The organism is Stenotrophomonas lactitubi (assembly GCF_002803515.1).
Classification (GTDB): Bacteria; Pseudomonadota; Gammaproteobacteria; order Xanthomonadales; family Xanthomonadaceae; genus Stenotrophomonas; species Stenotrophomonas lactitubi.
Genome location: NZ_PHQX01000001.1, coordinates 976052 through 990401 on the forward strand (window position 1 = coordinate 976052; position 14350 = coordinate 990401).

The window sequence follows — 14350 nt, forward strand, 5'->3', positions numbered from 1 at the left end:
TATGTCGGGGCCGACTGTAGAGCCGCCGCGCCGGGGCGGCGTTGATCTGGATCAAAGCATGCCGGTCAGGACAGCGCAGCCTCGCGCGGACGCAACGGGCTGGCCACCGTGGTGCAGCTGACCCGGTTGCGGCCGCCGGCCTTGGCCAGGTACAGCTGGCGATCGGCCTCGGAAATCAACCGGTGCAGTGCATCGCGCTGCGGCCGCAGGCAGCACAGGCCGATGCTGACCGTCATGCGCAGGGTGGCGCTGCCGATGTCCACTTCCAGCGCGGCGATGCGCTGGCGCAGCTCCTCGAAATAGAGCAGCGCTTCGTCCTGTTCCATGTCCGGCACCAGCAGGCAGAATTCCTCGCCGCCGAAGCGCGCGATCAGGTCCTGGCTGCGCGCGTGGTCGCCGACGGCACGGGCTACCGCACGCAGCGCATCGTCGCCGGCTTCGTGGCCGTGGGTGTCGTTGATGTGTTTGAAATGGTCGATGTCGATCATCGCCACCGCCACGCACTGGCCATGCAACTGCAGTTGCGGCAGCTGGCGCTGGCTCTGTTCCAGGAAGCAGCGGCGGTTGGGCAGGCCGGTGAGGAAATCGCGGGTGGCCAGGTCCTGCAGCGTGCCGATCAGCTCCAGCTGGTCGACGTTCTGCGACACACGGCAGAAGAACTCTTCGCGCGAGAAGGGCTTGCGCAGGAAGTCATTGGCGCCGTTCTTCAGGAAACGCGGGATCAGCGACGCATCGGTATTGCCGGAAATGCCGATCACCGCCACCTTGTCGCGCGAACGCAGGGTGCGCAGGCGACGGGTGAACTCCACGCCCTGCATGCCCGGCATTTCCTGGTCGACCACGGCCAGGCGGATCGCCGGGTGGGCCTCGATCGCCGCCAGGCCTTCGTTGCCATCGGCCGCTTCGTACACCTCGTGACCGTACATGCGCAGCAGGGCGGCGGCATAGCCACGCGCGGACGGCGAGTCGTCCACCACCAGCGCGGCGATGCGCCGGTTGCGCTCCAGGCGCTGCACCAGCCAGACCAGGTAATCGATGCTGCCCGGGGTGTTCTTCAGTACGTAGTCGATGATCTGCTGCTGCAGCACTCGCTTGCGCAGGTCCTCGTCATACACACCGCTGACCACCACGGTGGGCAGGTTGCGCTTGAGGAAGAACTCGACCACCGCGTCGCGGTCACCATCGGCCAGCACCAGCCCGGTCAGGACCAGGAACCAGCCGTCCTCGGTGCTGAGCAGCCGGTCGGCCTCGGCCAGCGAGCTGGCCACCACCACCGGCAGCTCCAGGCGTTGTTCGATTGCCTCCCGCAGCATGCCGGTGAACGCGCGCGAGTTTTCCACCAGCAGGATCCGCTGAGGCAGGGGATCGGTCAGGTCGCCATCCAGAGCGGCCTGCGACAGGACGGGCATGATGCGGTGGCTCATGTGGGAAAGTCTTGGCACGGATAGCGGCGGTTTCGGGCGTAACTTTAGGACGAAAACGTCCATGCCCGTCGCTTGGCCAATTGATTGGACAGGAAGCGGTTAGTATCTGCTGGAGGTTCCCGACGTTAACTTCGACCTGGAGGTCATTGTGCGATTTTCATGTTTTGGTGCGGCTACTGGATTTCTGATGCTTGCCGCTGCCCCGGCAATCGCGGGCGGTCCGTCGGATTTCCATGGAAAGCCGTTGGCTACGGCTGGATTGGGGCAGGCCAGTCCGGCCGCGATCAATCTCAGCCAGGACCCCAGCTGGCAGCTGTATGGATTCCAGCGTGACGGCATCACCTATCTGCAGGTGAATGACCTGCTCGGAAACGTACAGCTGATCATCGGCAATGCAGGGGGTACCTACTGGGTACTGCCGGCAGGGAACAATGCGGCCCGGGTTTCGCTGCCCCAGCAGCAGATCCAGATACCAGCAGGTGCCAGCCGCTCGCAGATCTACAGTGGCAGTGATTTCTCGCTGGTGCGTTATCGCAGTGGCGGCGACGTCATCTGGTCGGTGGAAACACCGTAAAGACGGTGAAGTGCGCAGCGGCGTCGGGATCTCCCACGCCGCTGCGTTTGCCGCGATGGATGTGGCCGAAGCGCGATATGCGGCAAGGGAGGCCCTCGGCGGATACCGGCCGTCAGGTCTGGGTCTGCGAGTTTCCCTGCCCGAAGGCCGTCACGTGATCCATTGGGTTGAACGACGCCAGGCCGAGGGCAGCGGAATCACCCGTTTCCACCATCGCCATCCGTATCCGGTTCCGATGGCACTGCACCGTTCCGCCATAAGCAATCGTCCGGCCAGCCAAGCGCTCCACTGTGGCGGTGACGGTGGACGGTGCCAGGCTGCGATATGAATCCAGCAGTGCGACCGTCATCAGGATGCCGCGGCGTCCGCCTGCCTGGCCGCAACGCACGCGGATGCGGATCTGGCCTGATTCACTGTTGATCAACAGCGAAACGGCATCGGTGAGGGCGCGATAGGCGGCCAGCTGCAGGCCGACACTGAGCTGACAGGGATCGCCGAGCAGGCGAGGGCGCATCACTCGATGGCTCAGGTCCCAGGTTTCACGTACGCCGCCGGCCTGGAGGGCGACATAGAGCCCAAGATGTTCCAGCGCAGCGGGGTAGACCATGCTGGTCTGTTCCCGGAACTGTCGCGAATGGACCGAAGCCATGTGCAGGAGACTGTTCGCTATCGTGGGATGGCCCTGAGCATTGAGCCAGTTCACCACCTCGCTGAGCGAGGTGTCGATTCCGTCCCCCAGCTTCCTCAGGTGCCGGGCGCGCTCGCGCAGATCAAGCTCGCTTGCCACCAGTGAATTACGCGCATGCTTGAGCGCATCTTTTTCACCCACTTCGCCCAGTCTCGAACGGTGGTAGTAGTGGGTGATGCGCGAGCCCAGCACCAGCAGCGCAGCGCCGGTGACCGCCATGATCTGCTGGGTTGCGAAGGCGGCTGGATCGAACGCACCCGTGTAGGGGCTGGGCGTGGTCAGGCCAATGATCAGGTTGAGCGAGGGCACGCCGATCGCCGCACCTCGCCAGCCGTACAGGCAGGTAAGCACGACGACCGGCAGCGCCATCAGCAGCTGCATCGACGTCTTGGCGTTGACTTCGTCCAGGGGCAGCTGTGCGGCATACAGGCCAATCATCGCCATCAGCGTCAGGGCAGCGAGTGCAGGCGGGGCGAAACCCGACGTCCAGCGGGCGTTGCTGGTCCGTCGTGTCCACAATAATGCGAGTGGCGCAAGGGTCAGAATGCCGATGAAGTCGCCGACGACCAAGCGCGCGATGCTGGCAAGAACCGGCATCTCCGGTGGTGTCGGCCACAGAAGGTGTGCCAGCACCAGATTGAGCGCCGTGACCACCAGCGCCGACGCCGCCGCGACTGAAATCAGCCACGCGTTCTTCGTGTTCAGCATCATCTTCCGGTGCAGATGCACGATCAGCATCACGGCAGGCATCAACAGTGCCGAACCCAGCACGATCCAGGCCAGCCCATACTTCTCGATCATTGGCACGCGCATCTGCGCAAAGTAGGCATATTCGCCCAGCAGCAGATATGGCCACCAGCGAGGGGGGAACAACAACACTGCAGCGACGCGGACGCCGGCAGGCAGATAGAACTGGTCGAGCGACAACTGGCGCGACGCCCAGCATGCGACGGCGTACAGCAGCGCAAGGACCAGCCCCGCCGGGCGGATACGCAACTTCAACTGCAGGCCTTCATTCCACCAGTTCAATCGCACTACCCCTTCACAGTACGTTCCCTGTCAGCATCCATTCGCCGCGGGACCCGGTTCTTACCGACGGTATCGACACACGTTCGATTATGCAATCGCCTCAGTGGTCTGCCCGACAAGTGGGAAAGTCATCACATGATTACCTGCGGCGACGAGTTTCACAGTTTTCGGGGGACGGTATATTCAGCTCGCTTCCCGATGACTCACCACAGCGCATCCCGCAGTTTGTACCAGGACATGGCCGCTACCAGCAGCGGCATGCGCAGCAGGCGTCCGCCGGGGAAGGGCGCATGCTGCAGGCGCTGGAACACGTCCAGACGCTCGCTCTGGCCCGCAATCGCGGCGGCGATGACCTCGCCGGCCAGTCCGGCCGCTGCCACACCGTGGCCGGAGAAGCCCTGCGCGAAGTACAGATTTCCATCCAGCCTGCCCCAGTGCGGGGCGCGGTTGCGGGTGATATCCACGTAACCGCCCCAGACCTGCTGCAGCGGAATGTCGGCCAACTGCGGGAACACCTGGTGCATGCGCCGCTGCATCACCCGGTGCAGGCCGGGCGGGGGCAGCGCGGAATAGCTGGCACGGCCGCCGAACAACAGGCGGTGGTCATGGCTGAGGCGGAAATAGTCCAGCGCCCAGGCGGTATCGGAGACCGCCATGTTGTTGCCGATCAGGGCCTGTGCGCGCTCGGCACCCAGCGGCGCGCTGGCGCCGATATACGTTCCGACCGGCATGATGCGCCGTTCCAGCTCAGGCACCAGCCCCTGCAGCAGGGCGTTGCCGGCCACCACCAGCTGCGGCGCGCGCACGCTGCCGTGGTCGGTATGCAGCACCGCGTGTGCACCACGTTGAATGCGCGTTACCGGCGACTGTTCGTGGATGACCACGCCGGCCGCGCGCGCGGCATCGGCCAGCCCACGGGCGTAGGCCAGCGGATGCAGGTGCGCGCTGAGCGGGTCGAACATCGCCGCGCGGTAGCGCGGGCTGTCCAGCTGCATGCGCAGGGTATCGCGCGGCCACCACTGCATCGGGTAGTCGTAGTGCTGTTGCAGATGCTCGCAGTTGGCGCGCAGGTCCTGCTCGTGGCGTGCGCGGATGGCGACGCTGGCGTGGCCCTGCACCCAATGGCAATCGATGCCATGCCGGTCGATGCGCGCGCGCATCGCCTGTACCGCGTCACGCGACCAGTCGAACAGGTGGCGTGCATCGTCCCGGCCGAGCTGGCGTTCCAGCTCGTCCACCTCACACCCGTAGCCCACCAGCGCCTGGCCACCATTGCGGCCAGAGGCTCCCCAGCCGATCCGTTGTGCCTCCAGCAGCACCACCCGCTGGCCGCGCAGGGCCAGTTCCAGTGCGGCGGTGAGGCCGGTATAGCCGGCGCCCAGTACCGCTACATCGGCCTGCAGCTCACCGCGCAGTGGCGGCAACGCGGGCGTTTCGGGCAGGCTGCTGGCGTACCAGCTGGGCGGGAAGGCGGCGCTCACCGGCGGCCTCGCAGAAGCGGGAAAGGGCGTCGGAGCGGGGGAGGACGGTCGGGCTTCACGCCGATAGTTTGGCCCAAGCGGAGCGCCCGTGGTGTGAGGGCAGCGGCTTGCCGTTGCCAGTGCCGGGCGGGTAACGTGATTGCACGCCAAGGAGTTTTCCCATGCGCCGCCTGCCCTGGGTGGGCCTGCCCACCGACAGCACCGTGCTCGGCCATCATCGTTTCGCGGTGGCCGGGGAAAAATATGTGCGTGCCTTGGTTGACGCTGCGCAGGCAACGCCACTGGTGCTGCCGAGCCTGCAGCCGCCGCTGCCGGCACGCGACTGGTTGCAGGGCCTGGACGGCCTGCTGTTGACCGGCGCGGTCAGCAACATCGAGCCGCAGCATTACGAAGGGGGCCGCACCTGGGAGGGCAACCTGCACGACACGGCCCGCGATGCCACGGCGTTCGCCCTGCTGCACGAGGCGCTGGCGATGGATCTGCCGGTGCTGGCAATCTGCCGCGGATTCCAGGAATTGAATGTGGCGCTCGGCGGCACGCTTCATCCGCAGGTGCATGCGGTGCCTGGCCTGACCGATCATCGTGAAGACCCGCAGGCGCCGGTGGAGGTCCAGTATGGGCCCGCTCATGCGATCACCCTGGCCGATGGCGGTTGGCTGGCACAGTGGTCTGCCGGCGATCGGGTACAGGTCAATTCGGTGCACGGGCAGGGCATCGCGAGACTGGCCGAAGGCCTGCAGATCGAGGCCCGGGCCGATGATGGCCTGGTCGAAGCGGCACGCAGCCAGCGCCATCGATTCGTGCTCGGCGTACAGTGGCATCCCGAGTGGCGTGTGATGCAGACGCCGTTCTATCACGCTATTTTCCGTGCGTTCGGCCAAGCTTGCCGGCAGCACCAACAGAATCGACTGGAATCCCCATGAGTTCGCGAACGCGCCCGCGCAAGACGGCTACGCCCACGCCACCGCAGGAAAGCAGCCTGCTGCGCTGGCTGAAGGAGCGGCGCATCACCGAGGTCGAATGCCTGGTTCCGGACATCACCGGCAATGCGCGTGGCAAGATCATCCCGGCCGACAAGTTCTCGCACGATTACGGCACGCGTTTGCCGGAGGGCATCTTCGCGACAACCGTCACCGGCGAATTCCCGGACGACTACTACGACCTGACCTCGCCGTCGGACTCGGACATGATCCTGCGCCCCGACCCGGACACGGTGCGCATGGTGCCGTGGGCAACCGATCCGACCGCGCAGGTCATCCACGACTGCTACACCAAGAACGGCGAGCCACACGAACTGGCCCCGCGCAACGTGCTGCGCCGGGTGCTGGATGCCTACACCGAGCTCGGCCTGCGACCGGTGGTTGCGCCCGAGCTGGAGTTCTTCCTGGTGCAGAAGAACACCGATCCGGATTTCCCGCTGCTGCCCCCGGCTGGCCGCTCGGGGCGCCCGGAAACGGCGCGGCAGTCGTACTCGATCGACGCGGTCAACGAGTTCGACCCGATCCTCGACCTGATGTACGACTACTGCGATGCGATGAAGCTGGACGTGGACACGCTGATCCACGAATCCGGCGCGGCGCAGCTGGAGGTCAACTTCACCCACGCCAACGCGATGGATCTGGCCGACCAGGTGTTCCTGTTCAAGCGCACCATGCGCGAGTCGGCGATGCGCCACGGGGTGTATGCCACCTTCCTGGCCAAGCCGATGGAGAACGAGCCGGGTAGTGCGATGCACATCCACCAGAGCCTGCTGCGGATCAGTGATGGCCAGAACGTGTTCACCGGCGAGCACGGCGGTGAGGATTTCAGCCCGCTGTTCGCCCACTACCTGGCCGGCCTGCAGAAGTATGTGCCGATGGCCATGGCGTTCTTCGCGCCGAACGTGAATTCCTACCGGCGCCTGGTGTTCGGCGAAGTCTCGCCGAGCAACGTGCACTGGGGCTTCGACAATCGCACCTGCGGCCTGCGGGTACCGCTGGATACGCCGGAAAACATGCGGGTGGAAAGCCGCTTCGCCGGTTCCGATGCCAACCCTTACCTGGCGATGGCCGCAACCCTGGCCTGTGGCCTGCTCGGCATCCGCGAGCGCCTCGCGCCGGATGCACCGGTGACCGGCAGCGCCAAGGAGCTGGGCTACGACCTGCCGCGTTCGCTGGGTGAAGCGCTGGACGGGCTGGAGCAGTGCAGCGAGCTGCAGGCATTGCTGGGCGAGCGCTTCTGCCGCGCCTACATCTCGGTCAAGCGCAAGGAATACGAGACCTTCTTCCGTGTGATCAGTTCGTGGGAGCGCGAGTTCCTGCTGCTGAACGTGTGAAGGCCGCGAATAGAAAAATCCGTCGCCGGGGGGTAGGCTGGCACCCGTCGCCGGCCCGGCCGGCCCCCCTTTCCGCATTCTGGAGCACCCGATGAAGCTGCGTATCCTCACGCTCGGCCTGGCCTCCGCCATGCTTTCCGCCTGTGGCGGCGGCAACGGCGGCGGACAGGACAGCAAGGTCCTGAACGTCTACAACTACAGCGACTACATCGCCGAAGACACCATCCCGAACTTCGAGAAGCAGAGCGGGATCAAGGTCACCTACGATGTGTTCGACAGTGACGAGATGGTCGAGACCAAGCTGCTGGCCGGCAACAGCGGCTACGACGTGGTGGTGCCGACGCTGAACTTCTTCGGCCGGCAGATCCAGGCCGGTGTGTTCCTGCCGCTGGACAAGTCGAAGATCCCGAACCTGGCCAACCTCGACCCGGCGGTGATGAAGCGCATCGCCACCCAGGATCCGGGCAACCAGTACGGCGTGCCGTACATGATCGGCACCACCGGCATCGGCTACAACGTGGACATGCTGAAGGAGCGTTTCGGTGGCAGCGCCGACATCGCCAACAGCTGGGACCTGGTGTTCAAGCCGGAAAACATCAGCAAGATGAAGGACTGCGGCGTGACCATCCTGGACACGCCGGCGGACATGATTCCGATCGCGCTGCACTACCTCGGCCTGGATCCGCACAGCGGCGATCCGGCCGACCTGCAGAAGGCGGCCGACCTGCTGAAGTCGATCCGTCCGTACGTGCAGAACTTCCACTCCTCGCAGTACGTCGGCTCGCTGGCCAACGGCGGCACCTGCTTGGTGGTGGGCTGGTCGGGTGACATCATCCAGGCCCGCGACCGCGCGGCCGAAGCCAGCAATGGCGTGCACGTGGCCTATTCGATTCCCAAGGAAGGCGCGCCGCAGTGGTTCGACATGCTGGCGATTCCGAAGGATGCCAAGCATCCGGAAGCGGCCTACGCGTTCATCAACTACCTGCTGGAACCGAAGGTGGCCGCGGCCAACACCAACTTCATCCACTACGGCAACCCGGTCCCGACTGCGACCCCGCTGGTGGACGAGGCAATCCGCACCGACCCGACCATCTATCCGCCGGCCGACGTGGCCGAGAAAATGTTCACCTATTCGATCAACACGCCGGAGACCGACAAGCTCTACACCCGGCTGTGGACCGAGGTGAAGACCGGCAGGTAAGGGCCGGCTGGCAGGTGGGTGCCGGCCGTTGGTCGGCACGCTTTCCCGGCAGGGCCGACCAACGGTCGGCACCCACCAGATCTGCAGATCCCCCCGGCCCGGTGGGTGCCGCCCGTCGGCCGGCACGCACTTGCGGCCCCCGGCCGTTAGAATGGCGGCCGCTGTCCACCGCCCGCTCCCGGAGCCCCCATGCCCGTTGAAGCCCAGCCGGAAGCCGCCGTCGTCGAAGCGACCGGTGTGCCCGGCTATCTCTCCATTCGTGATCTGCGCAAGGAATTCGATGGCTTCGTCGCCGTCGATGACGTCAACCTGGATGTCCGCAAGGGCGAGATATTCGCCCTGCTGGGCGGCTCGGGCAGCGGCAAATCGACCCTGCTGCGCTGCCTCGGTGGCTTCGAGACGCCCACCAAGGGCAGCATCACCGTCGATGGCCAGCGGATGGATGCACTGCCGCCGTACCAGCGGCCGGTCAACATGATGTTCCAGTCCTACGCCCTGTTCCCGCATATGACCGTGGAGCAGAACATCGCCTTCGGCCTGAAGCAGGATGGACTGGGCCGCGAGGCCATCGGCAAGCGGGTGGGCGAGATGCTCGACCTGGTGCAGATGGGCCACCTGGGCAAGCGCAAGCCGCACCAGTTGTCCGGCGGCCAGCAGCAGCGCGTGGCGCTGGCGCGGTCGCTGGCCAAGGGGCCCAAGCTGTTGCTGCTGGACGAACCGATGGGCGCGCTGGACAAGAAGCTGCGCTCGCAGATGCAGCTGGAGCTGGTCAGCATCATCGAATCCTCGGGCGTGACCTGCGTGATGGTCACCCACGACCAGGAAGAGGCGATGACCATGGCCACGCGCATCGCGGTGATGGACGCCGGCTGGATCCAGCAGGTCGGCAAGCCCGACGAGGTCTACGAGCAGCCGGCCAACCGCTTCGTCGCCGAGTTCATCGGTTCGGTGAACCTGTTCGACGGCGTGATCGACGAGGACCTGCCCGAATACGTGACCGTGCGCTCGCCGCTGTTCCCGGCGCCGGTCTACATCGCCCACGGCATCACCTGTTATGAAGGGCAGCCGGTCGCGTTCGCGCTGCGCCCGGAGAAGGTGATGATCGGCAAGGACGAGCCGGAAGGGCACACCAACAAGGCGCAGGGCGTGATCGAGGACATCGCCTACTTCGGCAGCCATTCGGTCTACCACGTGCGCCTGCCCAGTGGTGCCAAGGTGCTGGCCAACTTCGCCAACTCGCAGCGCTGGGCCAGCGATGGCCTGACCTGGGGCGACGAGGTGTGGGTGCACTGGCGTGACAACGACGGCGTGGTGCTGACCTCATGAGCACGGCGGGCCTGAAGCGCTGGCTGCCGGGCACGCGTGCCACGGTCATCGGCATTCCGTACCTGTGGCTGCTGCTGTTCTTCGCCGTGCCGTTCCTGATCGTGCTGATGATCAGTTTCTCGCACAGCCGGGTCGGCTCGCCGCCGTATACCTGGTTGCTGCAGTACGTCGATGGCGGCCTTTCACTGAAGCTCAACCTCGAGAACTACCTGGCGCTGTTCCGCGATTCGATCTACGCGCAGGCGTTCCTGAGCTCGATCAAGATCGCCGCGATCTCGACCTTCCTCACGTTGCTGATCGGCTATCCGATGGCCTATGCCATCGCCCGCCTGTCGCCGGCCGCGCGCAACGTGGCGATGATGCTGGTGGTGCTGCCGTCGTGGACTTCGTTCCTGATCCGCGTCTATGCCTGGAAGGCGATCCTGGACCGCAACGGCCTGCTCGACCAGTTCCTGCAGTACACCGGCCTGCAGACGCTGATGACCAACATGGGCCTGCCCAAGCTGCAGCTGATCGATACCCCGACCGCCGCCTATATCGGCATCGTGTACTGCTATCTGCCGTTCATGGTGCTGCCGCTGTACGCCAACCTGGTCAAGCATGACCACCGCCTGCTGGAAGCGGCCTACGATCTCGGTGCCAAGCCGTGGCAGGCGTTCCTGCGCATCACCCTGCCGCTGTCGAAGGCGGGCATCATCGCCGGCTGCATGCTGGTGATGATTCCGGCGATCGGCGAGTTCGTGATCCCGGAAATGCTCGGTGGCTCGGAAACGCTGATGGTCGGTCGCCAGCTGTGGAACGAGTTCTTCAACAACCGCAACTGGCCGGGCGCCTCAGCGATGGCAGTGGCGATGATCCTGTTGCTGCTGGTGCCGATCCTGCTGTTCAACCGATCCCAGCAGCGACTGCTGGAAGGGAAGCAGGCATGAGCCCGCGTTCTGCCAAAGGCCTGGGGCTGGGCGTGCTGCTGCTCGGCTTCGCCTTCCTGTACCTGCCGATCCTGCTGCTGATGTTCTATTCGTTCAACAGCTCGCGGTTGGCCATGGTCTGGGCCGGGTTCTCCACCCGCGCTTACAGCGATCTGTTTGCCGACCGCGCGCTGATGGATGCGATGTGGACCAGCCTGGTGGTCGCGTTCTGGACCGCCTGTACCGCCACCGTGCTCGGCACGCTGGCGGCGATGGTGATGACCCGCTTCAAGCGCTTCCGCGGCAAGCCGTTTTTCGGTGCGCTGGTGACCGCGCCGCTGGTGATGCCGGACGTGATCCTCGGCTTCTCGCTGATGGCGCTGCTGGCGTCGATGGGCGCGATTCCGGGCTTCCCGGCGCGCGGCCTGGCCACCATCTGGATCGCCCACGTCACCTTCACCCTGTGCTTCGTCACCGTGGTGGTGTCCTCGCGCCTGCAGGAGATGGACCTGTCGCTGGAAGAGGCGGCGATGGATCTCGGCGCGAGCCGGCTGACCGTGTTCGGCCGCATCACCCTGCCGATCATCGCGCCGGCACTAGTGGCCGGCTGGCTGCTCGCCTTCACCCTGTCGCTGGATGACGTAGTGGTGGCCAGCTTCGTCGCCACGCCGGGCTCGACCACGCTGCCGATGAAGGTGTTCGCCTCGGTGCGCATGGGCATCAGCCCGAAGATCAATGCGCTGGCCACGCTGCTGGTATCGGCGGTGTCGATTGCTGCGGTGATCGGCTGGTACATCAATGCGCGTGCCGAGAAGCGACGCCAGCGCGATCTGCAGCTGGCACGCCAGGACAACGGCTGAGCCAGCAACATCCGGCTCACGGCGGCCGGCGCACAATGGGGGTCACCCTGATGGAGACCCCCAATGACCGTCGAGATCATCAACCCGGCCACCGGCCAGGTGACCTACCGCCATGAGCTGATGGACGCCGCTGCCATCGAGCGGCGCCTGCAGGCGGCAGCCGATGCATTCCCGCGCTGGGCCGAGCGCTCGCTGCAGGAACGTGGGGCGATCCTCAAGCAGATCGCTGGCCAGCTGCGTGCGCGCCGCGACGACCTGCAGCAGGCCATGACCAGCGAAATGGGCAAGCTGAAGGCCGAAGCCCTGGCCGAGGTGGAAAAGTGCGCGAGCACCTGTGAGTTCTATGCCGACCACGCTGCCGACTACCTGAAGCCGCAACTGATCGATACCGAGGCACAGCGCAGCTACGTGCGCTATGAGCCGATCGGCTGCGTGTTCGCGGTGATGCCGTGGAATTTCCCGATCTGGCAGGTGTTCCGCTTCCTTGCTCCGGCGTTCATGGCCGGCAACGTGGCGCTGCTCAAGCACGCCAGCAACGTGCCGCAGTGCGCCGACCTGATCCTGGCGGTATGCCGCGATGGCGGCCTGCCTGACGGCGTGTTCGACGTACTGCACATCGACAACGACCAGGCTGCCGAGGTGCTACGCGACGCACGGGTGAAAGCCGTGACCCTGACCGGCAGCGAGCGGGCAGGGCGCTCGATTGCGTCCAACGCTGGCAGCCAGTTGAAGAAGTCGGTGATGGAGCTGGGCGGCAGCGACGCCTTCGTGGTGCTCGATGATGCCGACCTGGACAAGGCGGTGGCCGCCGCGGTGAAGTCGCGCTTCGACAACAGTGGCCAGACCTGCATTGCCGCCAAGCGGTTCATCGTGGTGGACGCGGTGGCCGATGAATTCACCCGGCGCTTCGTCGAGGCCGCGGGCGAGCGCCAGTATGGTGACCCGAACGAGCGCGGCACCACGCTGGCGCCGATGGCCCGTGCCGACCTGCGCGACGAACTGCACAAGCAGGTGCAGGCCAGCGTCGCCAAAGGCGCCCGCGTGCTGATCGGCGGCGAACCGGTGGCTGGCAGCCACGCCGGCTATCCGGCCAGCGTGCTCGACCAGGTGGGGCCAGGCATGCCGGCCTACGACGAAGAACTGTTCGGGCCGGTCGCCGCCGTCATCCGGGTCAAGGATGAAGCCGAGGCGCTGCGCGTGGCCAACGACACCCGTTTCGGCCTCGGTGGCAGCGTGTGGACGCGTGACCCGGTGCGCGGTGAGTCCTTCGCCCAGCGCATGGAATGCGGCGCGGCGTTCGTCAACGCCATCGTCAAGAGCGACGCGCGGTTGCCGTTCGGCGGCAGCAAGGAATCAGGTTTCGGCCGCGAACTGGCCGACCACGGCATCCATGAGTTCATGAACATCAAGACCATCTACGTGGCTTGATGGATCGTCCAATGCGCCACGACCAACGGTCGTGGCCTACCGGTCTGGTGGGTATCGACCGTTGGTCGATACGCCTTTACTACAACCACTTCACCCGCTTGAACAGCCGGTACAGGCCGACGCAGATGCCACCGACTCCGACGATCATCAGCGGGTAGGCCCACGGCTGGTTCAATTCCGGCATGTGGCTGAAATTCATGCCATACCAGCTGGTGATCAACGTCGGCGCGGCCAGCAGCGCGGCCCATGCACCCAGTCGCTTCACCGTCTCGCCCTGGGCCAGCGTCACCAGTGACAGGTTCACGCTCAAGGCCGTGCCCAGCATCTCGCGCAGGGTGTCGATCACATCGCTGATGCGTACCGCATGGTCGTGCACGTCGCGGATATACAGCTTCACTTCGTCCGGGAACAGTTCGCCCTGATAGCGGCGCAGCTGCGCCAGTACATCCTGCAGTGGCGCCACTGCCATCCGCATCTTGTTCAACTCGCGCTTGAGCTCATACAGGCGCACAACGGTGCTGCGCTTGTAGCTGTCGGCGAAGATGTCCTTCTCCAGCAGTTCCAGGGTGTCGCGGAAACGGTTGGTGATGGGCAGGTAGTTGTCCACCACGAAGTCGGCCACGGCGTACAGGCAGTACGACGGCCCCATCTTCAGCAGTTGTGGTTCGCGCTCGACGCGTGCGCGCACCGGCGCGTACGACAGCGAGGCGCCATGGCGCACGGTCACCAGGAACCGTGGGCCGAGGAAGGCATGGGTTTCGCCGTACTGGATGCGCTCGTCGACCATCTGCGCGGTGGTCACCACCACGAACAACGAGTTGCCGTAGGCCTCCACCTTGGGGCGCTGGTGCGCGTTGCGTGCATCCTCGACCGCCAGGTCGTGCAGGCAGAATTCTTCCTGCAGCTTCAGCAGTACGTCTTCGTTCGGGTCGTACAGGCCGACCCAGACGAAACCGTTGTTGCTGGCGATGACATCGCTGATGGCATCCAGGCTGATGTCGTGGCGTTTGCCGTCGTCATCGTAGTGGACGCAGTTGATGACGCAGGTGGGATTGGCTGCGGCGGAGGCGGCAGCAGGGGCGGGCAATGAGGCGGGCAATGACATGCCCGCCATCGT

At 65.3% G+C, this 14350-nt stretch carries 12 protein-coding genes; 8 read left to right on the forward strand and 4 right to left on the reverse strand.

Annotation, left to right across the window (positions count from 1 at the left end; genetic code table 11):
• Positions 1-65: 65 nt before the first annotated feature.
• Complete coding sequence (locus CR156_RS04575) at positions 66-1409, reverse strand: diguanylate cyclase (protein WP_089239961.1); 1344 nt, start codon at positions 1407-1409, stop codon at positions 66-68.
• A 202-nt stretch (positions 1410-1611) separates the two neighbouring features.
• Here CR156_RS04575 and CR156_RS04580 point away from each other — a divergent pair, with 202 nt between their 5' ends.
• The gene (locus CR156_RS04580; RefSeq protein WP_223880014.1) at positions 1612-1998 is read left to right on the forward strand and encodes a hypothetical protein; all 387 of its coding nucleotides are present in this window, start codon (positions 1612-1614) and stop codon (positions 1996-1998) included.
• A gap of 112 nt (positions 1999-2110) precedes the next feature.
• Here CR156_RS04580 and CR156_RS04585 read toward each other — a convergent pair whose 3' ends face one another.
• Positions 2111-3721: an MASE1 domain-containing protein gene (locus tag CR156_RS04585; protein ID WP_243381702.1), complete on the reverse strand. Its 1611-nt coding sequence runs from the start codon at positions 3719-3721 to the stop codon at positions 2111-2113.
• A gap of 197 nt (positions 3722-3918) precedes the next feature.
• A complete protein-coding gene (locus CR156_RS04590; RefSeq protein WP_100552061.1) occupies positions 3919-5196 on the reverse strand; it encodes an NAD(P)/FAD-dependent oxidoreductase in 1278 nt (425 codons plus the stop codon).
• Positions 5197-5357: 161 nt separating this feature from the next.
• On the opposite strand from CR156_RS04590, the gene CR156_RS04595 reads away from it, so the two are divergent.
• The 7 genes from CR156_RS04595 to CR156_RS04625 all read left to right on the forward strand — a co-directional run bounded on the left by CR156_RS04595 (position 5358) and on the right by CR156_RS04625 (position 13233).
• Complete coding sequence (locus CR156_RS04595) at positions 5358-6119, forward strand: gamma-glutamyl-gamma-aminobutyrate hydrolase family protein (protein WP_100552062.1); 762 nt, start codon at positions 5358-5360, stop codon at positions 6117-6119.
• Positions 6116-7510, forward strand: coding sequence for a glutamine synthetase family protein (locus CR156_RS04600; protein ID WP_089239973.1), 1395 nt, complete (start codon positions 6116-6118; stop codon positions 7508-7510). Before CR156_RS04595 ends, CR156_RS04600 begins: the two co-directional genes overlap by 4 nt.
• Before the next feature lie 91 nt (positions 7511-7601).
• On the forward strand, positions 7602-8711 hold the full coding sequence (locus CR156_RS04605) for a polyamine ABC transporter substrate-binding protein (RefSeq protein ID WP_100552063.1): 1110 nt from the start codon (positions 7602-7604) through the stop codon (positions 8709-8711).
• Between the two features lie 189 nt (positions 8712-8900).
• On the forward strand, positions 8901-10037 hold the full coding sequence (locus CR156_RS04610) for an ABC transporter ATP-binding protein (protein WP_089239975.1): 1137 nt from the start codon (positions 8901-8903) through the stop codon (positions 10035-10037).
• A complete protein-coding gene (locus CR156_RS04615; RefSeq protein WP_089239977.1) occupies positions 10034-10966 on the forward strand; it encodes an ABC transporter permease subunit in 933 nt (310 codons plus the stop codon). Before CR156_RS04610 ends, CR156_RS04615 begins: the two co-directional genes overlap by 4 nt.
• Positions 10963-11805, forward strand: coding sequence for an ABC transporter permease subunit (locus CR156_RS04620; protein WP_100464457.1), 843 nt, complete (start codon positions 10963-10965; stop codon positions 11803-11805). The genes CR156_RS04615 and CR156_RS04620 overlap by 4 nt, the downstream gene beginning before the upstream one ends.
• A 63-nt stretch (positions 11806-11868) precedes the next feature.
• Positions 11869-13233 (forward strand): NAD-dependent succinate-semialdehyde dehydrogenase, encoded by a 1365-nt coding sequence (locus CR156_RS04625; RefSeq protein WP_100552064.1) that lies wholly within the window; start codon positions 11869-11871, stop codon positions 13231-13233.
• A gap of 79 nt (positions 13234-13312) precedes the next feature.
• Here the strand turns inward: CR156_RS04625 and CR156_RS04630 are convergent, their stop codons facing one another.
• Complete coding sequence (locus tag CR156_RS04630) at positions 13313-14347, reverse strand: magnesium and cobalt transport protein CorA (RefSeq protein WP_089239983.1); 1035 nt, start codon at positions 14345-14347, stop codon at positions 13313-13315.
• Between the last annotated feature and the right edge of the window lie 3 nt (positions 14348-14350).